Genomic DNA, 24,309 nt, shown 5'->3' with positions numbered 1-24,309 from the left:
CCTCTTCCGTCCCGCAGGGGCCCCAGGGGGGCTCCCAGGGGCTCGGATCACTCGAAGAGACAGGCCTTTCCGACCAGCACCACCACCAATGTGAGCACCAGCAGCACGAACAGCCCGCCCCAAACCTGGCCCAGCTTCTCCTCCAGGGACGGGGGTTCTGGGCGGCGGGGCTTGGGGGTCTTTGCCATCGGATCTCCTCCTACCACCGGTCGTACCGGTCGGCGCCCTCCCGGTACTCGCGGATGCGGTCGGTTCCCAGCGAACGCAGGATGCACAGGATTCGGGCCGAGGCCTCCAGGGTGGTGGAGACCATGTAGGCCTCCTCCAGCAGCGCGCCCACGGCGAACGCGCCGTGGCCCCGGAGCACGGCGATGGGGTGGTCGCGCAGGGCCGAGGGCAGGATCCGGGCCACCTCCGAGCTGCCCACGGTTTTGGCGGCCGCCACCACCGGCACCCGGTGCAGCAGGTACGACCCCTCCGAGTCCACGGGCACGATAGCGTCCTCCACCAGCGACAGGGCCGTGGCGTGCAAGGGGTGGGTGTGGACGATGGCCAGGGCGCTGGTGGCCCGGTAGATGGCCCGGTGGACCACCAGCTCGGTGCTGGCCAGGGTGACCATGGCGTCGTCCGCCTCCAGCCCGGTCTCCACCAGGTCCTCGGGCCGCAGGCGCCCCAGCATGGCGCCCCGGCGGGTGATCACGATCCGGTCGCCCAGCCGCACGCTCATGTTGCCGCCGTGGGAGGTGATGAGCCCCGCCACGAACAGGTCCCGCCCGATCTCCCGGAACTGCTCAAACATCGGCCGCCTCCGGCTCGGCCAGGCCCAGCCGAGCCAGCTTCCGGGCCGTGGGCCGGCCCCCCTCGTCCCAACCCCGGAACCGGTAGTACTCGTCGAGCATCGGCTCCAGCCGCACCGTGTGGCCGGCGCTGGGCCCGTCGGGCACCGGCTCGTCCAGGAGCCGGCGGGGCAGGGTGTCGTGGTCCCGGCCGAGCCCCCGGTCCAGGTTGGCGAGCCGCTCCACCGTGTAGATCCGCTCCCCCACGGTGAGCAGCTCCTGGCCGTCCAGGTCCCACCCCGTGGCGGCCCGCACCAGCCGGGCGTAGTACCCCTCGGACAGGGCGAACCCCGTGAACCGGCACAGCACCAGGCTGTCCACCGCGGCGTTCAGGTTCTGCTGCACGATCACCAGCCCGGCCTTGCCCGACCAGGCGAACCGGTCCACCCGCTTGGGGGTGGCCAGGATCTCGGGCGCCACCATGTAGGAGCGCAGGTGGCAGCCCCCGCGGTTGGAGGTGGCGTAGGCCAGGCCCTGGCCCTGGCACCCCCGGGGGTCGTAGGCCGGCAGCTCCATGCCCTTCACGGTCATGGCCGCCCCGGGCCGGCCCAGGGTGCGGGCCAGGTGGTCGCTTCCGTGGCGCAGCAGCTCCCCCGGCCCCTCGGCCCGGGCCATCTCCTCGAGGAGCCCGGCCACGTCCGCGGGCCCGCCCTCCAGGGGGTCGAAGTCCAGGACTCCCTCCTCCCACAGCTCCCGGGCCGCGGCCAGGGTGGCCCCGGCCGAGATCGTGTCGAGCCCCAGGTCGTTGCACAGCAGGTTGAGCCGGATCACGGCCTCGAGGTCGGCCAGCCCCAGGTCGGCCCCGAAGGACCACAGGGTCTCGAACTCCGGCCCCTGCACCTCCCGGCCGTCCAGGCTCACCCTCCGGCCGCAGGCGATGGGGCAGCCGGGGCAGGCCTTGCGGCCCGTGGTCACCTCCCGCAGGGCCTCGCCGGACACCGCCTCGGCCCGCTCGAACCGGCTCTGCCGGAAGTTGCGGGCCGGCAGGGCACCGACGGCGTTGACCACGTTCATCAGCACCGCGGTCCCGAACCCGGGCAGCCCCCGGCTGGTGATCGGGTGGGCCGCCAGCCACTTGCGGCACTCCCCCACCACGAACCCGAACCCCTCGGGGTCGGCCACCTCCACCGGGCCGTCGCCCCGGACCACCAGGGCCTTCACCCGCTTGGCGCCGAGCACCGCTCCCAGCCCGCCCCGTCCGAAGAACCGCTCGCCGTGGGCCACGTTGGCGAGCCGGGAGCCGGTCTCGCCCGCCGGCCCCACGGTGAGCACGGCGGCCTTCGGCCCGTACCGGTCCCGCAGGGCGGCCCGCACGGCCCGGTTGCCCATGCCCCAGAGATCCGATGCAGGGTCGAACCGGACCCCGTCCGGGTCCACCACCACGACCACGGGGGCGTCGGCCGCGCCCTCGACCCACAGGGCGTCGTAGCCGGCGCGCTTCAGGCGGATGCCGAAGAACCCCCCGGAGTTAGCGTCGAACAGGGTGCCGGTCAGGGGTGACAGGGCGGTGCAGCTGGTCCGGGAGGCGGTGGGCGCCCGGGTGCCGGTGAGGGGCCCGGTGGCCACCACGAACGCCGCCTCGGCCGCCAGCGGGTCGAGCCGGTGCCGGCCCGAGGCGTAGAGGAGATGGGCGCCCAGGCCCCGGCCGCCCAGGTAGTCCCGGAGCACCCCGGCCGGAATCTCCTCGGCCCTGGCGCGCCGCGCCGACAGGTCCACCCGCAGGAGCCGGCCGGTCCACCCCTTCATGCCGGGCCGCCCCCCTTGGCGTGGGCGTCCCGGCAGGCCTCGCTGCAGAAGTAGGTGCCGTCGGGCCCCCGGACCGCCGACTCCTTGGGCACGTACACCCCGCAGTGGGGGTCCTGGACCAGCTCGCCGCCCTGGATCGCCCGGCCCGGAGCGGGTCGGGGCCGGGGTCGGACCCGCGGCTTGGGCTTCAGGCCCTTCACGAGCCTCACCACGAGCCAGATCAGGACGCCGTAGAACAGGAGACGGATGAGCAACGGAGGAACCTCCGGTAACTTCGGTCGTTGGTCGTTGGTCGTCGGTCGGGGGTCTTCGGCCCGCTAGGCAGCTAGGCAGCTAGGCGGCTAGGCGGCTCCCGGGCCCCACCAAAGCTCGGGGGCATGGGGTCTGCGAATCAGGGGGCAGAAGACAGAATTTCAGTGGACAGGTTGTGACCGCATGCCGTCGGACGCCGGATCAAGCCTGTCGTTCCTTCCCTGTCTCCTGTCCGCTGAATTCCGGTTCCTGAAACCCCTGCCCCGCCGCCAGCCGTGGCCCCCGGATCATGGAACGTTACCCTCCCCGTTGTAGGGCCCCGCAGGGGCCGAAGGGGGCTTCCCTCTGGGAGCGGCCTCCGGGTCTTTCGGCCCGGGGTCGCGGCCGGGAGGTCCCGCCTACCCCGGGGGGTCGGCCTCCAGGGCCCCAGCCCACGGGGGCCGGCCCAGGTCGGCCACGTCGGGGGTGGGGCCCAACGCGTCGCGCAGCTCCGCCACGGTGCGGCCCAACTCCGGATGGACCATGTCCGGGGCCACCTCGGCCGCCGGCACGAGCACGAACCCCCTTTCGTGCATCCGGGGGTGGGGCACCCGCAGGTTCGGCCGATCCACCACGCCCGTTCCGTACAGGATCAGGTCCAGGTCCACGGTCCGGGGGCCCCACCGCTGGCGCCGCACCCGGCCCAGGTCGGCCTCGATGCCCAGCAGGGCGTCCAGCAGGGACGGGGCGTCCAGCCCGGTCTCCACCAGCGCGACCCCGTTCAGGAACGGCGGCTGGTCCGTGACGCCCACCGGCGCGGTCCGGTACAGGGAGGAGATCCGCAGGATCCGGGTGCCGGGCAGCCGGGCCAGGGCCTCCAGGGCGGCCCTCAGGTTCTCCTCAACCGGCCCCAGGTTGCCCCCGAACGCCACCAGGGCCCGCACCGGGCCTTTAGCCATGGAACGTCTCCAGGTAACCTCGGTCGTCGGTCGTTGGTCGGGGGCCTTCGGCCCGCCGGGCGGCCAGGCGGCTCTCGAGCCGCGCCACCCCCCGGGGGGCATGGGGTCTGCTGGAGCGCCGCGTGCGGCTCCTTGGCTCGCCGCGCAGCGCCTCCAACGCTCGTACCGTGAGCTCGTTCGTGCCCCACCGACCGGCCATGAAACCACCGCCGGTGCTCCGTGCCTGCGCGGCGAATCTCAATGTCCGGCTTCGCGCGCGGCCGGAAGCAGGCCCCATGCCCCGCCGCCAAACGCTCGGTGCGGCATGGGGGGCTGCTGGAGCGCCGGGTGCGAAGCCGGAAAAACCCATGCCCCCACCTTCCGAACCCCCTGCCGCCGCGCTAGGTTGAAGGGGCAGGACCCCACCGAGCCCGGGGGGAAAGGAGGTGCACCATGACCCGTGCCGAGCTGCTGCAGAGGATCTGTCACCTCGGAGGGATCGCCTCGGTCGAGCGGGCCGAGATGATCCTCCACACCGTCATGGACGGGCTGAAGGCCGACATGACCCCGGACGAGGTCCGGGAGGTGGCCTCGATGCTCCCGGCCGAGCTGCGGGGGGACTGGGCCTCCGAGATGGGCCACCCCTCCGGCATCCTCGAGAAGGAAGAGATGATCTTCGAGGCCGCGGTCACCCGTTAGGGGTCAGCCGCCCAACAGGTCGGCCATGCCGTAGAACCCGTTGGGCCGCCCCACCACCCACAGGGCCGCCCGGATCGCGCCGCGGGCGAAGGTCTCGCGGCTGGTGGCCCGGTGGGTGACCTCCACCCGCTCGCCCAGGCCGCCGAAGACCACGGTGTGGTCCCCCACCACGTCCCCGGCCCGCACCGCGTGGATGCCGATCTGCCCGGCCGGCCGGCCTCCGCCCAGGCCGCGGCGGCCGTACACCGCATCGGTCTCCAGGCGCCGCCCCAGGGCCTGGGCCACCGCCTCGGCCAGGGCCAGGGCCGTGCCGCTCGGGGCGTCCTTCTTGAACCGGTGGTGGGTCTCTACGATCTCCACGTCGTAGGCGTCCCCCAGGGCCCGGGCCACGTCGGCCACGACCCGCAGGAGCACGTTCACGCCGATGCTCATGTTGGGCGCGAGGAAGATCCGGGCCTCGGCCGCCCGGGCCTCGATGCGGGCCCGGTCCTCCGGGCTGAACCCGGTGGATCCCACCACGATCGCCTTCCCTGCCCGGCACACCGCGTCCACGTGCCCCATGGAGGCCGTGGCGCTGGTGAAGTCCACCACCACGTCGGCCTGGGGCAGCACGGCCTCCAGGTCGTCGCCGATGGCCACGCCCAGGGCTCCCACCCCGGCCACCTCGCCGGCGTCCCGGCCCACGGCCGGATGGCCCGGCCGCTCCACCGCGCCGGCCACCTCGATCCCCTCGGTCTCACCGATCAGCCGCACCAGGGTGGTCCCCATCCGGCCGGCCGCGCCGGTGACCAGCGCCCTCACCATCACGCGCCCTCCCGCAGCCCGTAGGCCCGCAGGGTGGCCACCAGCCTCTCCCGGTTCTCGGGCCGCAGGGGGCACAGCGGAAGCCGGATGTCTGGACCGATGCGGCCCATCCAGGCCAGGGCGGTCTTGACCGGCACCGGGTTCGTCTCGAGGAACAGGGCCCGGACGAGGGGCATCATCTTGAAGTGCAGCTCCCGGGCCCGGGCCAGGTCACCGGCCTCGAACGCCCGGACCATCTCGGCCATGTCGGCCGGAGCCACGTTGGACACCACCGAGATCACCCCCCGGCCTCCCAGGGCCAGCAGCGGCAGCACGGTGAAGTCGTCTCCGGAGAGCACGGTGATCCGGTCCCCGCACTTCTCGAGTACCTCGCTCACCTGCCGCAGGTCGCCCGTGGCCTCCTTGATGCCCACGATGTCGGGCAGGCCGGCCAGCCGGGCCACCGTGTCGGGGAGCAGGTTCACCCCGGTGCGGCTCGGCACGTTGTACACGATGATCGGGAACTTGGCCTCCTCGGACACCTTCTTGTAGTGCTCGTACAGGCCTTCCTGGGTTGGCTTGTTGTAGTAGGGCGTGATCAGGAGCGCCGCGTCGGCGCCGGCGTCCTTGGCGTGGCGGGTCAGCCGCACCGCCTCGGCCGTGCTGTTGGAGCCGGTGCCCGCGATCACCGGTACCCGCCCCCGGGCCTCGTCCACGGCGATGTCGATCACCCGGTTGTGCTCGTCGTGGCTCAGGGTGGCCGACTCGCCGGTGGTGCCGCAGGGCACGATGGCGTCCACCCCCTGGGAGATCTGCCAGTCGATCAGCCTCCGGTAGGCCTCTTCGTCCACCTGGCCGTTTCGGAACGGGGTCACGAGGGCGGTAATGGTCCCGCGGAACATGGGAAAACCTCCTGATCGCGTGGCGTCCGACGATGGCCGCGAATGCTACCAACCGGCCTGGGGCAAGTCAAAAAAACCGGGGGCCGAGAGCAAAAAGAAAAGGAGCCCGCAGGCTCCCTCTCGTTTCCGGCTCGGGGCGCCGCTCAGTCGCCCGAGGCGGCGCAGGACGAACACGAGGACTTGGACCCGGCCTGGCTGCACGAGGGCGAGTCGGACCTCTTCGACCCGGACTTTTCCTTCTTCCGGGCGTAGTCGGTAAGATACCACCCCGAGCCCTTGAGCACGAACGAGCTCTGGGAGATCAGCTTGTGCACCGGCCCCTGGCAGCGGGGGCACTCGGACAGGGGCGGATCGCTGATCTTCTGGGTCACCTCGAACTCGTCGTTGCACCGGTCGCAGCGGTACTCGTAGATGGGCATGACGACACCTCCGACACACAAAGATACGGAATCCCCTGGATCCCGGCGAGCGTCATCTTATAACACCGGGTCCGGCCCGAGGCAACCGTCCCTCCTGCCGTCGCTGCTGCAGACCGGCGAGGGGGTCACCCTGGGCGGCAGCCTGGTGAACCTGGTGCTGGTGCTGGTGAAGATGGCGGCCGGCATCATGGGCCGCAGCTCCGCCCTGGTGGCCGATGCGCTCCACAGCCTGTCGGACCTCGCCAGCGACCTGGTGGTGCTGGTGGGCTACCGGTTCGGCCGGCTGCCCGAGGACGACTCCCACCCCTACGGCCACGGCAAGGTGGAGACCCTGGCCACGGGCGTGGTGGGCGTCATCCTGATGGCGGCCGGGCTGTCCATGGCGGGCAACGCGGCCCAGTCCCTGTGGGAGCCCGCCGCCGGCGGCCCGCCGGGCCTGCTGGCCCTCGCGGCCGCGGCGGTGTCCATCGTGGTCAAGGAGGGGCTGTACCGGTGGACCGCCCGGGTGGCCCGGGAGACGGAGAGCCGGCTGCTGCTGGCCAACGCCTGGCACCACCGCTCCGACGCCCTGTCGTCGGTGGCCGCCGTGGCCGGCGTGGCCGGGGCCCGGTGGGGCTGGCGCTGGGCCGACCCGGCCGCGGCCGGCGTGGTGAGCCTGCTCGTGGCCAAGGTGGGATGGGACCTCACCTGGCAGGCCCTGCGCGACCTGGTGGACACCAGCGTGGAGGTCTCGACCCTGGAGCGGCTCCGAAACACCGTGCTGGCGGTGGAGGGGGTGCGGGGCCTCCACGGCCTGCGGGCCCGCCGGCTGGGCCGGGACGTGCTCGTGGACGTGGAGATCGAGGTGGACCCCGAGCTCAACGTGGTCCAGGGGCACGAGGTGGCCCGGGCCGTGCGCCGGGCCCTGCTGGCCGGCGGCAAGGGGGTTCGCGACGCCATGGTCCACGTGGAGCCGGTGGGGGCCCGGGAGGGCGGGCTGTTCCATCCCACCACCCGGTCCCGGGTGGTGACGGAGAGCGAGGCCCTGGCCCGGGACGAGGCTGGCGTGCTCGGCCTCCACGGCACCCGGGTGGTGCCCCTGGAGTCGGGGTACCTGCTGAACCTGGACATCGAGGTCCACCCCGATCTCACGGTTCGCGAGGCCCACGCCATCGCCCACCGGATCAAAGAGGCGGTGCGGGCCCTTCCCGGCGTGGCCGACGCCGTGATCCACGTGGACGTGCACGGGGAGTAGGCTCAGCCCGGCGACAAGATGGCCGCCTCACCCCGGAAGGCGGGGCAAGGGACCTGCCTCCGGCCGGGCGCGAAGCCGGGCATGAGATTCGCCGCGCAGGCACGGGGCGGGGGAGCTGGCTTCATGGCAACTCGTTGGAATCCGCACCCTTTCGCAGTCCGAGCGTCAGAGGCGCTGCGCGGCGAGCTAAGGGGCCGCGCCCGGCTCTCCGGCAGGTCCCTTGTCCCTCCGAGCAGGGAGCGATGTGCCTGTTTGTCCGCCGGTTCCATAAAGCCCCCCTCACGACCCCGGGAGCTTGGCCACCAGGGCGGCGGTGCGGCGGGCCTCGTCGAAGATGAGGGCCGAGCTCATGGTGGCGCTGGTCACGGCGTCGGTCTCGGGGTCGAACCGCAGCCCCGCCATGGGCCGGCCCGCCAGGATGCGGTCCATGCGCTCCGCATCCTCCCGGCTCCAGGGCTCGTTTCCGAACTTGGTCACGTGGATCGGCTCGAACCCCCGCACCCGGCCCCGGCGGTCGAACGCGAGCAGGAAGTGTACGGCGTGACAGACGTCGCACACCGGGTCCCGGCTCGAGATCCGGGCGTACAGGTCCAGGGCCGGGCCGCCCGGCTCCCGGGCCCGGTACACCTCGATCCCCTCCACCACGAGCCGCTCCACCTCCACGGGCCGGCCCGCCACCCGGCTCAGGAACGATCGGGCCCGGGCCGCCCTCTCGTCGGACGTCAGGCCCAGGGGCGGATGGTGCTCGGGACGGGAGTCGGTGCCGGCCCGTCGGGACAGGTCGACCCGTCCCTCCAGCATCACCCGGGCCCGAGCCAGAATCTCGGTGTCGCCCTGGAGGCCCAGGTGGAAGTCGGCCAGGATCCACCGGCCGTCCCGTCGGAGCAGGAACAGGGTGAACGGGGTGCCGCCGGGGTCGCCCAGCTCCATCCACCGCTCGAACAGGGGGTCGGAGGTCATGGGGTACACCGCCCCCGTCTCCTGCCGGAACCGCCGGAGATCCACCGGCCGGTTGCCCACGCCCACCGCCAGCACCCTCACGCGGCCCGCCAGGTCGCCCCGTTGGCCCCGGCGAAACACCTCGACGAGGTACGGCACCTGCCGCTGGCAGGTGATGCAGTACCGGTTGAAGAACTCCAGGATCAGCAGGTCCCCGGGGATCTCGGAGAGCCGCAGCGGCCCCGAGTCTCGGTCGAGCCCCAGGGCACGGTAGTCCCCGGGCTCCAGGAGCCCTGGGAAGGTGAGGTCCGGAAACGCCTCGCCGATCTCGTGCTCCAGGTGCGGCTCGCCCACCATGGCCGCCGCCGGCCCGCCGACCAGGCAGGCGACCATCACCGCCATCAGGGATACCCACCGTCTCATCGGACCCTCCTGCTCGCCCCCGGCTGCCGGCGCATCCCGAGTTGCGTTCAAACCGAGAGCCCCCCTAGGGCGGGTCCCTTGCCCCGCTGCTCACGGGGCCAACGGCTTGGAACGCGACTTGGCATCACTCCTCGGGCGGCCCCTTCACGATCATCACCGGCTGTTCGGCCAGCCGGAGCACCTTCTCGGCCACGCTCCCGAACACGGCCCGCTGGAACCCGGAACGGCCGTGGCTCGCGATCAGGATCAGGTCGGCCCCCACCTCGGTGGCGTACCCGCAGATGTTCCGGGCCGGCTTGCCGTAGCGCACGACCCGAATCAGCCGGACCCCTTTCGTGCCCTCGCTGCGCAGGTAGTCGTCGAACGCCCGGCCGGCCCACCGGGACACCCGGGCCTCCAGCTCCTCCCGGTCGGGCGGACGGATGTGGAACGCGCTGGGCAGGTCGTACTCGGGCACCACGTGCACCAGGTGTACCTCGGCCCCGCAGGTCCGCCCCAGCCGCAGCGCCGCCCGCAGGGCCCGCTTGGAGAACGGGGAAAAATCCACGGGAACCACGATCCGGCCGAACGCATCCATGGTGGAGTCCTCCCTTCGGCTGTGGTAGAAACCCGTCGCCGGCGTCCCGGGCGCCGCCCGAGAACGTATCCCTTCCCCCCTTCGTGTCAACCCGAGGTGAACCGTGCGACTCGTGTACTCCCCCGAGGCCATCGAACAGGCCACCATGAACCTTGCGAAACAGATTAACAAGGACTATAAAGGTCAGCAAATCCACCTGATCGGCGTCCTGAAGGGGGCCTTCATTTTTCTGGCGGACCTGGTCCGCCACCTCGAGGTGCCGTGCTCGGTGGACTTCGTGCGGTTGTCGAGCTACGGTGCCTCCACCCGGTCGACCGGCCGGGTGGAGGAGAAGATCCCCCTGCAGGACCCCATCGGGGGCCGCCACGTGATCGTGGTGGAGGAGATCGTGGACTCGGGCACCACCCTGGCGAAGCTCCTCGCAGACCTGGAGGCCCGGGGGCCGGCGAGCCTGCGGGTGTGCACCCTGGTGGACAAGACCGGCCGGCGCGAGGCGGAGATTCCGGTCCACTACCGGGGGTTCCGCCTGAAGGACGGGTTCCTGATCGGCTACGGGCTGGACCTGGACGAGCGCTACCGCAACCTGCCCGGGATCTACGTGATGGAGGAGGGCGAGGCCCTGTGAAGGCTCGGGGCCGAGGGCCCCAGACCGACGACCGGCGACCAACGACCGAAGTTCCTGCTGGCCCCTTCCGACAACCCGACCCATGAAGGAGGTGCACCATGGCGACCTGGGTATGCCCCGACTGCGGTTACGAGCGCGACTCCCGCTGCAAGCCCAAGAAGTGCCCCACCTGCGATAAGCCGGTGCAGTTCACGAAGAAAGAGCAGAAGTGAGCCCCGGGGCGGCCTATCCAGGCCGCCCCGAAGCGCCTGTCGGGCCGACGTTTCGCGGGGAAGCCCCATCAAGCCCCTGCGGGGCCCTACAACGGAGAAGGGTAACTTTCGTTGGTCCGGAGCCGTTGCCGGCGGTGGGGCAGGGGGCCTGCTTCCGGCCGCGCGCGAAGCCGGGCATTGAGATTCGCCGCCAGGCACGGGGCACGGGCGGTGGTTTCATGACCGTTCGGTGCGGCACGAACAGAACTCACGGTACGAGCGTTGGAGGCGCTGCGCGGCGAACTGAGGAGCCGCACGCGGCTCTCCAGCAGCCCCCCTGCCCCACCGGGCGTTTGGCGGCGGTTCGGGGAAGCCGCCCGGCTGCCTAGCGGCCTAGCAGCCTAGCCGAAGTGGGCCCCTGACAGGCAGGTCCATCATGCGAAAGGCCCGCCAGACCCCGGAAGGGCGGTGGTACGTCGTGGAGAGCCGTGACGGCGTGGACCGGATCGGTCCGGCCGACTGGCGACCCGACGCCCGGGGGTTCTGGCCCCGGGTGGAGTTCCGGGTACGGACGCTGGGCGCCGAGATCCGGTGCCCGGCCTGCGGCACGGCCTGGGTGCTGGAGGAGATGGACTGCGTGTTCGGCAGGTGCTGCCGCCGGGGCAACGACCTGCTGGTCCTGGTGCGGTGCCACCACTGCCGGCTGCCCCACCGGGTGCGGGGGGTGGGGTTCGTGACCGCCTACCCCCGTATGGTCCGGCTCATGGAGGGGTGGGCGGGGTGGGATCGCCGGGCCCGGGAGTTCCGGGCCGAGGAGGCCCGGGTGTTCGGGCCCGAGGACGAGGGCTGAGGCCCCGGGCCCCCTTATCAGCCCGGCCTCACCCCTGCCACGGCCAGGCGCCACCGATCCGGCCCCAGCAGCGACCGAGCGAGCCCCCGGAAGTCCGGAGGAACCGGGGCCACCACCCGAACCGCCTCGCCCGACACGGGGTGGCGGAACCCCAGCCCGAACGCGTGAAGCATCTGGCGGGCCACCACCCGGGAGCCCAGACGCGACGGGCCGCCGTAGACCGGGTCGCCCAGGATCGGGAACCCCTCGCCGGCCAGGTGGACCCGGATCTGGTGCATCCGTCCCGTGCGGGGCACGGCCTTCACCAGGGCCATCCCCCGGGCCCAGGCCAGGGTCTCGAACCGGGTCTCGGACCGCATGCCCCCCGCCCGGACCACGTGAACCCGTCCGTGGCCCTCCCTGAGGTGGGAGATCACCCGGAACGCCTTGGGGGGCCGGCCCCGGACCAGGGCCAGGTAGGTCTTGGTCACGGTGCGCTCCCGGAACATCCGGGCCAGCGCCGCCCCGGTCTCGGGGTCCTTGGCGAGAAGAAGCACCCCGGTGGTGTCGAGGTCCAGCCGATGCACCAGCATCAGGGACCGGCCCAGGCGGGTCTCCAGCACGCTCTGCACGTGGGCCCGGCGGGGGTCTCGGGTGGGACCCGAGGGGATGCCGGCGGGCTTGTCCACGGCCAGGAGGTGCTCGTCCTCCCACACCACCGGGATCTCGGGCGGTTCTCCGGCGTCCGGCTCGGGCTCCGGCTCCACCTCGATCCGCTCGCCCCCCCGCAGCACCCGCGAGGCCATGAGTTCGATGCGGCCGTCCACCCACACCCGACGGCCATCCACCCACCGCTTGGCCCGGCGGCGGCTGGTGCCCGGCACCGCCCCGGCCAGGAACCGGTCCAGCCGCTCCCCGGAGCAGCCGGTGAGGGTCAGGCGCTTCTTCACGGCCGTCCTCCCGCGCTCATCGGCGCCGGCGGAACGCCTCTTCCAGCACGCACCCCTCTGCGCCCGGCTCGCACGGCGCGTTCCTCCGGAGGCACGAGCCCCGGTCCTCGTGGGGGCAGCAGCCCCATCCCCCGCTCACCCCGCCCCCGGGGGCCGCACCGTCCGGAGCCGGCCTCCCAGGCCGGTTCCCCACGCCTCTTCGTTGGCCCTCGCGTTCTCCCACAGCACCTCCCAGGCCGCCTCGGCCAGCCGCTCCACCGCGTCCCAGTCGGCCCGGAGCCCGGGCCGGCCGCACGCCTGCCGGGCCCGCCGCACCTCGGCCAGGAACCGGTCCACCCCCTCCAGATCCTCCACGCACCTCTCCAGAAAGGCGGCCCGCTCCCCCGGGGTGCGGGCCGCGGCGAACCCTTCGGCGTCGTGACGGGCGGCGTCGGCGAAGCTCCGGGCAGCGCCCAGCAGGCCGACACCGTGCCGGCCGTCCAGCTCCGCCAGCTTGGCCGCGAGCGCCGCGGCTCCAGCCAGGGTGACCCAGGCCAGCGCCCCGCCGGCCGGCGTGGGCCGGTCGTTCGCCAACGCCCCGAGCCATGCCTCCAGCCCCTCGGGCCAAGGAGTCTGCCCCATCCACCGCCTCCTCGCTCAAGGTTTCCGTCCCGCCGGCCGATCGGGCACCCGGTGCCCACGCCAGCGGAGGATACCGTTGTCCACTCTGACCCCCCGGATCCGCGTCAGCCCCCAGCCCAACTCCTGCCCCCGATGCGGCCACGGAGAGCTTATCACCTTCGTGCAGCCCTCCGGAACCGAGCGGCTCTGGGTCACCCTGTGCCCGGCCTGCCGGACCCTGCAGCACCAGGCCGCGATTCCGGAGTGGTTCGTGCGGGGCCTGCCGGCGCCGATCCGGCCCTTGACTGGAGACCACTGAGCCGAGGAGCGGCATTCCCTATGGAGCGAGACACCTTTCACAAAGTGTTGGCCGCGGCCATGAAGGCCGGGGCCAGCGACATCCATCTCAAGGTGAACACCCCGGTGCTGTTCCGGGTGAACGGGGTGCTCCAGGAGGTGAAGAGCCCCCTGCTCACGCCCCAGGACACCCGGGCCGTGGTGGAGGCCATCGTGGGGGGGGCCCACCCCCCGGTGGACGTGGAGAAGATCCGGGAGTGGGACGGATCGTACTCGGTGAACGGCGTAGGTCGGTTCCGGGTCAACGTGTACCGCCAGCGCAACACCTTCGCCGTGATCCTGCGGGTGATCCCGTTCGAGGTCCCCACCCTCGAGGGGCTGGGGCTCCCCCCGGTGCTCAAGCAGATCGCCCTGGAGGAGCGGGGGCTGGTGCTGATCACCGGGGTCACGGGCAGCGGGAAGAGCTCCACCCTGGCCGCGCTCATCGACCACATCAACGAGCACAAGCGGTGCCACATCCTCACCATCGAGGATCCCATCGAGTTCATCCACAAGAACAAGAGGAGCTCGGTGAGCCAGCGGGAGATCGGGCTCGACACCCCCAACTTCAACAAGGCCCTCCGGGCGGCGCTGCGCCAGGACCCGGACATCATCCTGGTCGGCGAGATGCGCGACACCGAGACGATCGACATCGCCCTGAGGGCGGCCGAGACGGGGCACCTGGTGTTCAGCACGGTCCACACCACCGACGCCGCCAAGACCGTGGGCCGCCTGATCAGCGTGTTCCCCTCGGCCGAGCAGAACATGGTGCGGATCCGGCTGGCCGAAAACCTCAAGGCCACGGTGAGCCAGCGGCTCCTGCCCCGCAAGGACGGCCGGGGCCGGGTGGCCGCCCTGGAGATCCTGCGGATGACCAAGCACATCGAAGAGTGCATCAAGGATCCGTTGAAGACCCACGAGATCAAGGACGTGCTCGAGGCCGGCCGCGACACCTACGGCACCCAGAGCTTCGACCAGCACCTGATGGACCTGTACGCCCGGGGGGTGATCTCGTTCGAGACGGCCCGGTCGGCCGCCACCAACCCCTCGGACTTCGAACGGGCGGTCCTCTTGAACTCCGGGGGAGCCCTACCCGACTGACCCAGAGGTTTCGCCATGCCCCCGCCCGGCCCCTTCCAACCGGACGACCCGGACGTGCTCCGCCTGATCGAGGGGTACCCGGACCCGTTCGTGTTCTACGACCCCAAGGGCCGGGTCCGGTTCCTGAACCGGGCGTTCGAGCAGGTGTACGGGTGGTCCCGGGAGGAGTGGATGGGAAGGCGGGTGGACTTCGTGCCGCCCGAGGAAAAGGGCCCGACCCGGCGGGCCATCCAGCGCACCCTGCTCGAGGGCGAGGTCACCTTCCCCACCCGCCGCCTCACCAAGGACGGCAGGGTGCTCGAGGTGGAGATCCGGGCCGTCACGGCCCGGGCCCCCGACGGCCGGGTGGAGGGCATCTACGTCATCCACCGCGACCTGAGCGAGCTGCGGGAGCGGGAACGCGAGGCGGCCCGCAGCGAGCACCGCTACCAGCAGCTCCTCGAGGCCTCGCCCGACCCCATCAGCGTGTACTCCCCCGAGGGCCGGGTGCTGTACGTGAACCCCGCCTTCACCCAGACCTTCGGCTGGACCTTGGAGGAGCTCCGGGGCCGGGGCATCGACTTCGTGCCCCCGGAGGAGGCCGAGCGCACCCGCGACGCCGTCGCGCGCACCCTGGCCGGCGCGAGCGTTCTCCTGGACACCCGCCGCCTCACCAAGGACGGCCGGGTCCTGGACATCCAGCTGCGCACGGCCGTGATCCGGGACCCGGACGGCAACATCACGGCCGACATCGTCATCTACCGCGACCTCACGGCCAAGCGCCGGGCCCTGGCCGAGCTGAGGGAGACCCGCGCCCGGTACCGGCTGCTGATGGACGCCTCGCCCGACGCCATCAGCGTGTACTCGGCCGACGGCAAGGTGGTGTACGTGAACCCGGCGTTCACCCGGACCTTCGGCTGGACCCTGGAGGAGCTCCAGGGCAAGGGCATCGACTTCGTGCCCCCGGAGGAGGCCGAGCGCACCCGCGACGCCGTCGCACGCACCCTGGCCGGGGAGAGCGTGCTCCTGGACACCCGCCGGTTCACCAAGGACGGCCGGGTCCTGGACATCGAGCTCCACACCGCCCTGGTGCGGGACGAGGACGGCAACATCGCGGGCGACATCGTGATCTACCGGGACGTGACCGAGCACCGCCGCAGGGACGCCGAGCTGGCCCGGTACCGCACCCGGCTCGAGGAGCTGGTGCAGGAGCGCACCAAAGAGCTGGAGCGGACCAACGAGCGGCTGTCGAGGGAGATCGAGGAGCGGCGCCGGGTCGAGGCGGCCCTCCGGGAGAGCGAGGCCCGGTACCGGGCCCTGTTCGCGGCCGCGCCCGACGCGATCTTGGTGGTGGACGCCGAGACCGGCACCATCCGCGAGGCCAACCCGGCGGCCAGCCGCCTGACCGGGTGGCCGGAGGTCCGCCTCACCGGCGGCACGGTGGCCCCCCTGTGGGCCGACGCCGAGGGCAAGGCCCTGTGGGCCCAGGCCCTCCAGGGGGCCGCCCGTTTCGGCCCTGCCGAGACCCGCATCCTCCGCCCGGACGGCGCCGAGGTGCCGGTGGAGGTGGCAGGGCAGCGCCTCCTGCTGGGCCAACGGCCCGCCGTGCTCCTGGTGCTCCACGATCTCACCGAGCGCCACCGGCTGGAGGAGCGGCTCCGTCACGCCCAGCGGCTCGAGGCGGTGGGCACCCTGGCGGGGGGCATCGCCCACGAGTTCCGCAACCTGCTCCAGATCGTGCAGGGCCAGGCCGACCTGCTGGACGCGGCCCTTGGGGCCGACCCGGCCCTGGGCCGCCGCGTGGCCCGGATCGTCCAGGCCTGCCGGCGGGGCACCCGGCTCACCTCCCAGTTGCTCACGTTCAGCCGTGAGGTGGAGTCCCGCCTGCGGCCGGTGGACCTGAACCACGAGGTCCGGCAGATCGTGGAGGTGCTCCGGGGCACCCTGCCCCGGATGATCGAGATCCGCACGATGCTGGGGGGCGATCTGCCGCCGGTGCGCGCCGATCCGGCCCAGATCGAGCAGGTGCTCGTGAACCTGGCCCTGAACGCGAGCGACGCCATGCCCGGAGGGGGGGTCCTCACCATCGAGACCGGCCCGGCCCGGCCGGAGGACGTGGCCGAACACGCCCCCGGCGAAGAGCCGCCGGAGGACTGGGTGCGTCTGACCGTGTCGGACACGGGCCGGGGCATGGACGACGAGACCCTGGCCCAGATCTTCGACCCGTTCTTCACCACCAAGGAGGTGGGCGCCGGTACCGGCTTGGGCCTGGCCACGGTCTACGGCATCGTCCAGGCCCACGGCGGCCACATCTCCTGCCGGAGCAGCCCCGGCGAGGGCACCTCGTTCACGGTGCTGCTGCCCCGGTGCCGGCACCACGCCGACGAGCCCGAACCCGAGCCCCCCCGGGAGGCGGCAGCCCCCGCCCCGGCCCGACGGGGCACCGTGATGGTGGTGGACGACGAGGAGCCCATCCGGGAGATGGTGGTGGACTTCCTGAGCGAGCGCGGGTGGGACGTGATCGCCGCGTCCACGGGGGAGGAATGCATCGAGCGGTGGCATCCCGGGGTCAAGGCCGTGGTGCTCGACCTGGGCATGCCCGGCATGGGAGGGGAGCGGTGCATGGCGGAGCTGCTCACCCGGACCCCGACGCCCCGCATCGTGGTGGTGTCGGGCTATGCCGACCGGGCCCGGATCCGGCGGCTGATCGAACAGGGCGCGGCCGAGTTCCTGCCCAAGCCCTACCGGCTCCAGCGTCTGGTCGACGCCCTCGACCGGGTCGTGGCCGAGCCGGCCTGAGCCCTCACCTCTCGCCGCCGAAGAAGGCCCGGACCCAGTCCTTCCACCCACCGTGGTGCTCGGGCCCGGCCGCGGACCCCGTGCCGGACAGGGCCGCCCGCAGAGCCTCCTTCTGCTCCCTCGTGAGCCCGGTGGGGGTGGCCACCCACACCTGGAAGTACAGGTTTCCCCGCATGCCCGGGTGGCCGAGCACCGGCACCCCCCCGCCCCGGAGCACCTTCACCGTGCCGGACTGCACCTCCTTGTCGATCCGTACCCGAAGCGGCTCGCCGTCGGGCCCCTCCACCTCCACTTCGCCCCCCTCGATCGCGGTCAGCAGGTCCACGCGCAGGGGGGCGAACAGGTCCGCGCCCCGGCGCTCGTACAGGGGGTGCTCCTCCTCGCGCAGCCGGATGTAGAGGTCGCCGGGCACCCCGCCGGGAACCTCCTCGCCCGCGCCCTCCACCCGGATCTGCTGCCCGTCCTCCACCCCGGGCGGGATCCGCACCTCCACCACCCGCTCCACCTGGGCCGTGCCCGCGCCGTCGCACGCGGGGCAGGGCCGCTCCACCCGCCGGCCGGCGCCCCGGCAGTCGGGGCACGGCGTGGTGGACTGGATCGTGGTGAACCCCTGGCGCACCACCTGGAGCACCATGCCCCGGCCCTGACAGGTGGGACACGGCCGCACGTCCTCGGGCGCGGCCGCTCCGGTGCCCCCGCACTCCCCGCAGGGGGCGGGCTTGCGCACCTTGATCTTGCGGGTGCCGCCCCGGATCACCTCGGCCAGGCTCACGGTCATCTCGTGGCGCAGGTCCCGGCCCCGACGCACCCGCGTCCGGCCCCGGCCGCCGCCGAACCCCAGGTCGAACCCCAGGTCGCCGAAGATGTCCTGGAAGGCCGAGAAGATGTCCTCGAACCCCCGGAACCCGTGGTGCACGCCCCGGGAGCTCAGGCCCTCCTCGCCGTAGGCGTCGTAGAGCCGCCGCTTCTCGGGATCGGACAGGACCTCGTAGGCCTCGGCGCACAGCTTGAACCGCTCCTCGGCCTCCTTGTCCCCCGGGTTCCGGTCGGGGTGGTACTTGAGGGCCATCTTCCGGTAGGCCTTCTTGATCTCGTCGGTGCTGGCCCCCCGGGCGACCCCGAGGATCTCGTAGTAGTCCTTGCCCATGGATCGGTCCTTGTAACTTCGGTCGCTGGTCGCTGGTCGTTGGTCTGGGGCCTTCGGCCCGCTAGGCAGCTAGGCGGCTAGGCGGCTCCCGGGCCCCACCAAAGCTCGGGGGCATGGGGTCTGCGAATCAGGGGGCAGAAGACAGAATTTCAGTGGACAGGTTGTGACCGCATGCCGTCGGACGCCGGATCAAGCCTGTCGTTCCTTCCCTGTCTCCTGTCCGCTGAATTCCGGTTCCTGAACCCCCTGCCCCGCCGCCGGCAATGGCCCCGGTTTGGGCCTTCGGCCCGCTAGGCGGCTGGGCCGCCCCTACATAAGGGCGCGGGCCGGGCGAGTCAAGCGCAGGGGTTGCAAAACCTAGCGAAACGGGTACTTTTTGGCGGGCCGACGTTTCCCGCTCCGGAGGGTCTCCCATGCTCGCACCCGGCCGCACCTACGACGAGGTGGTCTCCCGGTTCCGATGGAAGATCCCGGACCGGTACAACATCGCCGTGGACGTGTGCGACCGGCAGGATCCCGAGGCCGTGGCCCTGATCTACGTGGACGAGGCCGGTGCCGAAACCCGGTACACCTTCGGCACCCTGGCCGAGCTGTCCAACCGGCTGGCCAACGCCCTGGCCCACCGGGGGGTCGGGCGGGGTGACCGGGTGGGCATCCTGCTCGGCCAGTGCCCGGAGACCGCGCTGACCCACCTGGCCGTGTACAAGCTGGGCGCCGTGGCCGTGCCCCTGTTCTCCCTGTTCGGCCCCGACGCCCTGGAGTACCGGCTGTCCCACAGCGGCGCCCGGGCGGTGGTCACCGACGGGCCGGGCCTGGCCAAGGTGCTGGAGATCCGGGACCGGCTGCCCGAGCTGGAGCTCGTGCTGACCACCGGGTCCGACGCGCCGGGCCGGGTCCTGCCGTTCTGGGACGAGCTCCGGGCCGGGGCCCCGGATCGGCAGCCGGCCGACACCGGTGCCGACGATCCCGCCCTCATCATCTACACCTCGGGCACCACCGGCCCGCCCAAGGGGGCCCTGCACGCCCACCGGACCCTGCTGGGCCACCTGCCCGGGGTGGAGTTTCCCCACGAGTTCTTCCCCCAGCCCGGCGACCGGTTCTGGACCCCGGCCGACTGGGCCTGGATCGGGGGCCTGATCGACGTGCTCCTGCCCAGCTGGCACCACGGGGTGCCGGTGCTCGCCTACCGGGCCCGGAAGTTCGACCCGGAGGAGGCGTTCTTCCGCATGGGCCGCCACGCCGTGCGCAACGCCTTCCTGCCCCCCACGGCCCTGCGGATGATGCGCCAGGTGGGCGATCCCGGCCGGTTCGGGGCGCGGCTGCGCACCGTGGGCAGCGGCGGCGAGTCCCTGGGCGAGGACACCCTGGCCTGGGGCCGCGAGGCCCTGGGGGTCACCATCAACGAGTTCTACGGCCAGACCGAGGTGAACCTGGTGGTGTCCAACTGCGCCGGGGTGATGGAGGTGCGGCCCGGCTCCATGGGCCGGCCGGTACCGGGGCACACCGTGGCCGTGATCGACGACGCCGGCAACCCCCTGCCCCCGGGCGAGATGGGCGAGGTGGCGGTGCGCCGGCCGGACCCGGTCATGTTCCTGGGCTACTGGCGCAACCCCGAGGCCACCCGCCGAAAGTTCGCGGGCGAGTGGTGCCGCACCGGGGACCTGGCCCGGGCCGACGAGGACGGGTATCTTTGGTTCCAGGGCCGGGCCGACGACCTGATCCTGAGCGCGGGGTACCGCATCGGCCCCACCGAGATCGAGGACTCCCTGATGCAGCACCCGGCCGTGGCCCGGGCGGCCGTGATCGGCAGCCCCGACCCGGTGCGGGGCGAGGTGGTCAAGGCCTACCTGGTGCTGGCGCCGGGGTGGGAGGCCACGGCAGAGCTGGAGCGGCAGATCCAGGAGCACGTGCGCTCGCGGCTGGCCGCCCACGAGTACCCCCGGCGCATCTCGTTCGTGGAAGAGCTCCCCCTGACCGCCACCGGGAAGATCAAGCGCGACGTGCTGCGCCGGTGGGATCGGGAGGGGCGCTGAGCGCAAGCTTCCCACCCCCCCAAGGAGGCGTCCCATGGCCCACCCCCGGGTGACCCCCGAAAACGTGGCCCTGCTCAAGCGGGTCATCGGCGAGTCCCACGTGTCCACCGGCCCCTCCAACCTGGACCTCCACTCCAAGGACGAGTCCTACCACGAGCCCTACCGGCCCGACGTGGTGGTGTGGCCCCAGAAGACCGAGGACGTGGTGGCCGTGGTGAGGCTCGCCGGCGAGAAGGGGTACGCCGTGACCCCCTGGTGCGCCGGCACCAGCCTCGAGGGGAACCCCATCCCCGTCCACGGCGGCATCGTCCTGGACTTCAGCGAGATGAACCGGATCCTGGAGATCCGGGAGAAGGACCTTCAGGTGGACGTGGAGGTGGGCATCCAGTACCGCGACCTGAACGACCAGCTTCGCCACTACGGCCTGTTCTTCCCTCCGGATCCGGGGGCCTGGGCCTCCATCGGCGGCATGATCGGCAACAACGCCTCGGGGGTGCGCACCGTGGCCTACGGCGCCACCCGGGACTCGGTGCTGGCCATGGAGGTGGTCATGGCCGACGGCCAGGTGATCCATCTGGGCAGCCGGGCCATCAAGAGCTCGTCGGGGTACGACCTGCTGCGCCTCCTGATCGGCAGCGAGGGCACCCTGGGCATCGTGACCAAGGCCACCCTGCGGCTCCGGGGGCTTCCGCCCGAATACCTCACCGTGGTGGCCACGTTCCCCTCGGTGCACGCGGCGTGCGAAGCGGTGAGCGACACCATCCGCTACGGGCTAAACCCGGCGGCCCTCGAGCTCATGGACGAGGCCGTGGTGGTCGAGATCAACCGAGACCGCAAGATGGATCTCGAAGAGCGGCCCATGCTGTTCCTCGAGTTCCACAACGTGAACGCCGCCGCCCTAGAGAGCCAGTACGAGATGGTGGAAGGGGTGCTCAGCGAGCACGGCGCCGGCCGCATCGACCGGGGCGTCGGCGCGGACGAGCGGGTCCGGCTGTGGGAGGCCCGCCACGGGGCCCTGGAGTCCATCAAGCGCAACCACCCCGGCCGGTCGGTGCTGCTGGTGGACACCTGCGTGCCGATCAGCCGGTACGCCGAGATGGTGGACGCGGCCAAGACGGCCGTGGAGCGGGAAGGGGTCACCGGATTCTTCTGGGGCCACGCCGGCGACGGCAACCTGCACCTGGGGCTCCTGTTCGACCCGGCCGACGAGGACGAGAAGCAACGGGTCCAGCGGGTGAACCGGGCCGTGGTGGAGCACTCCATCGCGAAGGGCGGCACCTGCACCGGCGAGCACGGGGTGGGCATCGGCAAGCTCCCCTTCGTGGAGGCCGAGCACGGCCCGGCCCTGGAATACATGCGCCGGATCAAGCAGGCCCTGGACCCCAAGAACATCCTGAACCCCGGCAAGATGCTGCCGGGCTGATCCCTGGGGATCCCCGACCGACCCGTTCCCACCGCAGCGAAAGGAGCTTCCCATGCTGCCCGAGATTCGCACGATCCTGTTCGCCACGGACCTCTCCCCCCACGCCCCCCGGGCGTTCCGGTGGGCCATGAGCCTGGCCCAGCGATACGACGCCCGGATCGTGGTGGTCCACGCCTTGGAGCCGCTGAACCCCACGGCCCGGAGCATGGTGGACCTGTACCTGCCCAAGGAGACCCGGCAGAGGCTCGACGCCGAGGGACGCGAGCGCATTGTGGAGAAAATCCGCGAGCGCCTGGAGCTGTTCTGCCAGGAGGAGACCTGCACCGACCCGGCCGGCCGGGACCGGGTCCGGGAGGTGCGGGTGGTGGAGGGCCGGCCCTACCAGGCCATCCTGGACGAGGCCCAGCGGTGCGGGGCCGACGTGATCGTGATGGGCTCCCACGGCCACTCGGCCATGGGCGAGGTGCTGCTGGGCTCGGTGGCCCACCGGGTGACCCAGCGCGCCAGGGTGCCGGTGCTGATCGTGAGGCACACGGAGTAGACCCCTGACCGGAAGGGCAAGGGACCTGCCCTTCCCAGTAACTTCCGCTAGGACGCTAGGATGCTGGGAGGCTAGGAGGCTAGGAGGCTTGAAAACCTCTCGGATTCCCATGCGTTCTAGGAATCACCATGCCTCTTTGCCTCCACCTCACGGTCCGGGGGGCATGGGGACCAGGGACCAGAATTCAGAAGTCAGTGGACAGGGAGAAGGCTCTTCGGTGCCCCGAGACGATCCCCGCAGGAACCCAAACTGCTTTTCGGGAGTTCCTGTCTTCTGTCCGCTGAAATCTGGTTCCTGAATCCCATGCCCCGCCGCCGGCAATGAGCCCCGGACCAAGAAAGTTACCCTTCCCGTTGTAGGGCTTCACAGGGGCCTGACGGGGCTTCCCTCCAAGGTAACGCGCCTATTTTGTCGCCAGGTCAACAAAAACCCGAAGGGGGCCACCGATTCCGGCGGCCCCCTTCGGGCAGGAGGAGGAAGATGAGGAGAGGCTCGCGGCGCCCCGGCGCTGCCACCCGCCGGGTTCGTTCCGTTTGCTTCGCCTACGGTGGACATCCTACCCGGTCAATATGAAAGCATCCTTAGCGCCGCATTAAAGTTCGGTAAAAAAACGGCCCGGCGCTTCGCCGGGCCGCTCGGGTGCGCGGGGGCCAGCGAGCTACAGGGCCTCGGCCAGCCTCCGGCCGTAGTCCTCGCAGGCCGCCAGGTCCTCGTCCGAGGGAACGAGCTGCACCCGCAGCGGTTCCTCGGGCACCCGGAACCTGAGGCCCCGCATCCGCTCCGCGAGCATCTTGGGCCCCTCGCCGCTCCAGCCGTAGGAACCGAACGCCGCGCCCACCTTCCCCTTGACCCGCACCGTGGCCATGGACGCGAGCAGCAGCCACGCGTGCTCCAGGGCGTCGCCGTTGATGGTGCACGACCCCACGGCCACCCCGTCGGCCGCCTCCAGCTCGTCCAGCACGGCCTCGAAGTCCACGCCCACCAGGTCGAACAGGGCCACGTCGGCCCCGGCCCGCCGGGCGCCGGCCGCGATGGCCCGGGCCATCTTCTCCGTGTTCCCGTAGGAGCTGGCGTAGAACACCAGCAGCCGCTTGGCCGGCCCCTTGTCGGGCTCGGCGGCCCACCGCCGGTACTTCTCCAGGTACGCCCCGATCCGGGTCCGCAGGATCGGCCCGTGGCTCGGGCACACCGCCCGCAGCGGCAGGTCCTGGATCTTCTCCAGGCCCTTGCGCACGTGCTCCTTGAACGGCCGCATGATGACGTGGAAGTAGTACCGGAACGCGTACTCGTAGTTGTCCACCAGATCGTTGAACAGCCGGTCGTCGCAGTAGTGGGCCCCCAGGAAGTCGCACGGGAACAGGACCTGGTCCTCCACCGCGTAGGTGAACATGGTGTCGGGCCAGTGGAGGAACGGGGCCAGGAGGAACCGGAGGGTCTTGCCCCCCAGGTCGATCTCCTGGCCATCCGTGACCACCAGCGGATCCACGTCGCGGTTGAGGATCTGGCGCAGGAACACGCTGCCCGGCTTGGTCACCACCACCCGGGCCCGGGGCGCCACCTCCAGAAGCGCCCCCAAGGCCCCGGAATGGTCCGGCTCCAGGTGGTTCAGCACCACGTAGTCGATCCGGGCCGGGTCCACGACCCGGCCCAGGGTCTCCAGGAAGGTGTCGGTGAACCGGCCCTTGGACGTCTCGATCAGGGCGGTCTTGTCCCGACCTTGCACCAGGTACGCGTTGTACGTGGTGCCCTGCTCGGCCCGCATGATCACATCGAAGATGCGAAGCTGCGGGTCGAGCACCCCCACCCAGTGGATGCCGTCGGCGATCTCCACCGGATGCATCACATCTCCTCGAACATGTCCTTCTCGGCGCCGCAGTCCGGGCAGGTCCAGTCGTCGGGCAGGTCCTCGAACGCCGTGCCCGGCTGGACCCCGTGGTCCGGGTCGCCCTTGGCGGGGTCGTAGACGTAGCCGCACACGGTGCACTGGTACTTCTTCATGTCGGTCCTCCTTTCGGTCGTCGGGGTGAG

Annotated in this window: 27 protein-coding genes; 11 read left to right on the top strand and 16 right to left on the bottom strand. The window is 71.8% G+C overall.

Annotation, left to right across the window (positions count from 1 at the left end):
* Positions 1-47: 47 nt before the first annotated feature.
* The 5 genes from DEFCA_RS22380 to folK all read right to left on the bottom strand — a co-directional run bounded on the left by DEFCA_RS22380 (position 48) and on the right by folK (position 3,772).
* A complete protein-coding gene (locus DEFCA_RS22380; RefSeq protein ID WP_169709597.1) occupies positions 48-188 on the bottom strand; it encodes a hypothetical protein in 141 nt (46 codons plus the stop codon).
* An 11-nt stretch (positions 189-199) separates the two neighbouring features.
* Entirely contained in the window at positions 200-799 is a 600-nt protein-coding gene (locus DEFCA_RS0114455) for an aldolase (protein ID WP_025323724.1), read from the bottom strand.
* Positions 792-2,582 (bottom strand): aldehyde ferredoxin oxidoreductase family protein, encoded by a 1,791-nt coding sequence (locus tag DEFCA_RS0114450; protein ID WP_025323723.1) that lies wholly within the window; start codon positions 2,580-2,582, stop codon positions 792-794. Before DEFCA_RS0114450 ends, DEFCA_RS0114455 begins: the two co-directional genes overlap by 8 nt.
* Positions 2,579-2,836, bottom strand: a complete 258-nt coding sequence (locus DEFCA_RS0114445) for a PP0621 family protein (RefSeq protein ID WP_025323722.1) — start codon at positions 2,834-2,836, stop codon at positions 2,579-2,581. Before DEFCA_RS0114445 ends, DEFCA_RS0114450 begins: the two co-directional genes overlap by 4 nt.
* A 396-nt stretch (positions 2,837-3,232) precedes the next feature.
* Positions 3,233-3,772 carry a 2-amino-4-hydroxy-6-hydroxymethyldihydropteridine diphosphokinase gene (gene folK / locus DEFCA_RS0114440; protein ID WP_169709596.1) on the bottom strand — a complete coding sequence of 180 codons (540 nt, stop codon included), beginning with the start codon at positions 3,770-3,772 and terminating at the stop codon, positions 3,233-3,235.
* A gap of 432 nt (positions 3,773-4,204) precedes the next feature.
* On the opposite strand from folK, the gene DEFCA_RS0114435 reads away from it, so the two are divergent.
* A complete protein-coding gene (locus DEFCA_RS0114435; RefSeq protein WP_025323720.1) occupies positions 4,205-4,450 on the top strand; it encodes a DUF2267 domain-containing protein in 246 nt (81 codons plus the stop codon).
* Positions 4,451-4,453: 3 nt separating this feature from the next.
* Here DEFCA_RS0114435 and dapB read toward each other — a convergent pair whose 3' ends face one another.
* From dapB to DEFCA_RS0114420, 3 genes are all read right to left on the bottom strand, one after another.
* Positions 4,454-5,254 carry a 4-hydroxy-tetrahydrodipicolinate reductase gene (gene dapB, locus DEFCA_RS0114430; RefSeq protein WP_025323719.1) on the bottom strand — a complete coding sequence of 267 codons (801 nt, stop codon included), beginning with the start codon at positions 5,252-5,254 and terminating at the stop codon, positions 4,454-4,456.
* Positions 5,254-6,135 carry a 4-hydroxy-tetrahydrodipicolinate synthase gene (gene dapA / locus DEFCA_RS0114425; protein ID WP_025323718.1) on the bottom strand — a complete coding sequence of 294 codons (882 nt, stop codon included), beginning with the start codon at positions 6,133-6,135 and terminating at the stop codon, positions 5,254-5,256. Before dapA ends, dapB begins: the two co-directional genes overlap by 1 nt.
* A gap of 143 nt (positions 6,136-6,278) precedes the next feature.
* A complete protein-coding gene (locus DEFCA_RS0114420; protein WP_025323717.1) occupies positions 6,279-6,554 on the bottom strand; it encodes an FmdB family zinc ribbon protein in 276 nt (91 codons plus the stop codon).
* 145 nt (positions 6,555-6,699) lie between these two features.
* On the opposite strand from DEFCA_RS0114420, the gene DEFCA_RS0114415 reads away from it, so the two are divergent.
* Positions 6,700-7,788, top strand: a complete 1,089-nt coding sequence (locus DEFCA_RS0114415; RefSeq protein ID WP_051463264.1) for a cation-efflux pump — start codon at positions 6,700-6,702, stop codon at positions 7,786-7,788.
* Between the two features lie 279 nt (positions 7,789-8,067).
* Here the strand turns inward: DEFCA_RS0114415 and DEFCA_RS0114410 are convergent, their stop codons facing one another.
* Entirely contained in the window at positions 8,068-9,150 is a 1,083-nt protein-coding gene (locus tag DEFCA_RS0114410; protein ID WP_025323715.1) for a TlpA family protein disulfide reductase, read from the bottom strand.
* Positions 9,151-9,274: 124 nt separating this feature from the next.
* Entirely contained in the window at positions 9,275-9,727 is a 453-nt protein-coding gene (locus tag DEFCA_RS0114405) for a universal stress protein (RefSeq protein ID WP_025323714.1), read from the bottom strand.
* Positions 9,728-9,830: 103 nt separating this feature from the next.
* Here DEFCA_RS0114405 and hpt point away from each other — a divergent pair, with 103 nt between their 5' ends.
* The 3 genes from hpt to DEFCA_RS0114390 all read left to right on the top strand — a co-directional run bounded on the left by hpt (position 9,831) and on the right by DEFCA_RS0114390 (position 11,393).
* Positions 9,831-10,352 (top strand): hypoxanthine phosphoribosyltransferase, encoded by a 522-nt coding sequence (gene hpt / locus DEFCA_RS0114400; RefSeq protein ID WP_025323713.1) that lies wholly within the window; start codon positions 9,831-9,833, stop codon positions 10,350-10,352.
* A gap of 98 nt (positions 10,353-10,450) precedes the next feature.
* Positions 10,451-10,564, top strand: a complete 114-nt coding sequence (locus DEFCA_RS24575) for an RCKP-type rubredoxin-like domain-containing protein (protein WP_342672960.1) — start codon at positions 10,451-10,453, stop codon at positions 10,562-10,564.
* Positions 10,565-10,979: 415 nt separating this feature from the next.
* Entirely contained in the window at positions 10,980-11,393 is a 414-nt protein-coding gene (locus DEFCA_RS0114390) for a hypothetical protein (protein WP_025323712.1), read from the top strand.
* A gap of 17 nt (positions 11,394-11,410) precedes the next feature.
* On the opposite strand, the gene DEFCA_RS0114385 is transcribed toward DEFCA_RS0114390, so the two are convergent.
* Genes DEFCA_RS0114385 through DEFCA_RS22375 form a run of 3 tightly spaced genes read right to left on the bottom strand, consistent with a single transcriptional unit; the run spans position 11,411 to position 12,943 of the window.
* Complete coding sequence (locus DEFCA_RS0114385; RefSeq protein WP_025323711.1) at positions 11,411-12,322, bottom strand: RluA family pseudouridine synthase; 912 nt, start codon at positions 12,320-12,322, stop codon at positions 11,411-11,413.
* Between the two features lie 16 nt (positions 12,323-12,338).
* Positions 12,339-12,461 carry a hypothetical protein gene (locus tag DEFCA_RS24320; RefSeq protein WP_281173777.1) on the bottom strand — a complete coding sequence of 41 codons (123 nt, stop codon included), beginning with the start codon at positions 12,459-12,461 and terminating at the stop codon, positions 12,339-12,341.
* On the bottom strand, positions 12,458-12,943 hold the full coding sequence (locus DEFCA_RS22375; protein WP_025323710.1) for a hypothetical protein: 486 nt from the start codon (positions 12,941-12,943) through the stop codon (positions 12,458-12,460). Before DEFCA_RS22375 ends, DEFCA_RS24320 begins: the two co-directional genes overlap by 4 nt.
* A 76-nt stretch (positions 12,944-13,019) precedes the next feature.
* Here DEFCA_RS22375 and DEFCA_RS0114375 point away from each other — a divergent pair, with 76 nt between their 5' ends.
* From DEFCA_RS0114375 to DEFCA_RS19690, 3 genes are read left to right on the top strand one after another with little or no spacing between them, the layout of a single operon-like run.
* On the top strand, positions 13,020-13,241 hold the full coding sequence (locus DEFCA_RS0114375) for a hypothetical protein (RefSeq protein WP_025323709.1): 222 nt from the start codon (positions 13,020-13,022) through the stop codon (positions 13,239-13,241).
* 20 nt (positions 13,242-13,261) lie between these two features.
* A complete protein-coding gene (locus tag DEFCA_RS0114370) occupies positions 13,262-14,359 on the top strand; it encodes a type IV pilus twitching motility protein PilT (RefSeq protein WP_025323708.1) in 1,098 nt (365 codons plus the stop codon).
* A gap of 15 nt (positions 14,360-14,374) precedes the next feature.
* Positions 14,375-17,137, top strand: a complete 2,763-nt coding sequence (locus DEFCA_RS19690; protein WP_025323707.1) for a hybrid sensor histidine kinase/response regulator — start codon at positions 14,375-14,377, stop codon at positions 17,135-17,137.
* Positions 17,138-17,141: 4 nt separating this feature from the next.
* Here DEFCA_RS19690 and dnaJ read toward each other — a convergent pair whose 3' ends face one another.
* Positions 17,142-18,284, bottom strand: coding sequence for a molecular chaperone DnaJ (dnaJ, locus tag DEFCA_RS0114360; protein ID WP_025323706.1), 1,143 nt, complete (start codon positions 18,282-18,284; stop codon positions 17,142-17,144).
* Between the two features lie 413 nt (positions 18,285-18,697).
* Between dnaJ and DEFCA_RS0114355 the strand changes: the two genes are divergently transcribed.
* Genes DEFCA_RS0114355 through DEFCA_RS0114345 form a run of 3 tightly spaced genes read left to right on the top strand, consistent with a single transcriptional unit; the run spans position 18,698 to position 22,281 of the window.
* Entirely contained in the window at positions 18,698-20,317 is a 1,620-nt protein-coding gene (locus tag DEFCA_RS0114355) for an acyl-CoA synthetase (RefSeq protein ID WP_025323705.1), read from the top strand.
* 34 nt (positions 20,318-20,351) lie between these two features.
* Positions 20,352-21,740 (top strand): FAD-binding oxidoreductase, encoded by a 1,389-nt coding sequence (locus DEFCA_RS0114350; protein ID WP_029734129.1) that lies wholly within the window; start codon positions 20,352-20,354, stop codon positions 21,738-21,740.
* 52 nt (positions 21,741-21,792) lie between these two features.
* Positions 21,793-22,281, top strand: a complete 489-nt coding sequence (locus DEFCA_RS0114345) for a universal stress protein (RefSeq protein ID WP_029734128.1) — start codon at positions 21,793-21,795, stop codon at positions 22,279-22,281.
* Between the two features lie 658 nt (positions 22,282-22,939).
* Here DEFCA_RS0114345 and DEFCA_RS0114340 read toward each other — a convergent pair.
* Both DEFCA_RS0114340 and rd read right to left on the bottom strand, forming a co-directional pair.
* A complete protein-coding gene (locus DEFCA_RS0114340) occupies positions 22,940-24,121 on the bottom strand; it encodes an FprA family A-type flavoprotein (protein WP_029734126.1) in 1,182 nt (393 codons plus the stop codon).
* Entirely contained in the window at positions 24,121-24,279 is a 159-nt protein-coding gene (gene rd / locus DEFCA_RS21660) for a rubredoxin (RefSeq protein WP_084319243.1), read from the bottom strand. The genes DEFCA_RS0114340 and rd overlap by 1 nt, the downstream gene beginning before the upstream one ends.
* Positions 24,280-24,309: the final 30 nt, after the last annotated feature.

The sequence above is a fragment of the Deferrisoma camini S3R1 genome (assembly GCF_000526155.1).
GTDB lineage: Bacteria > Desulfobacterota > Deferrisomatia > Deferrisomatales > Deferrisomataceae > Deferrisoma > Deferrisoma camini.
This window is presented reverse-complemented; position numbering and strand designations above follow the sequence as displayed.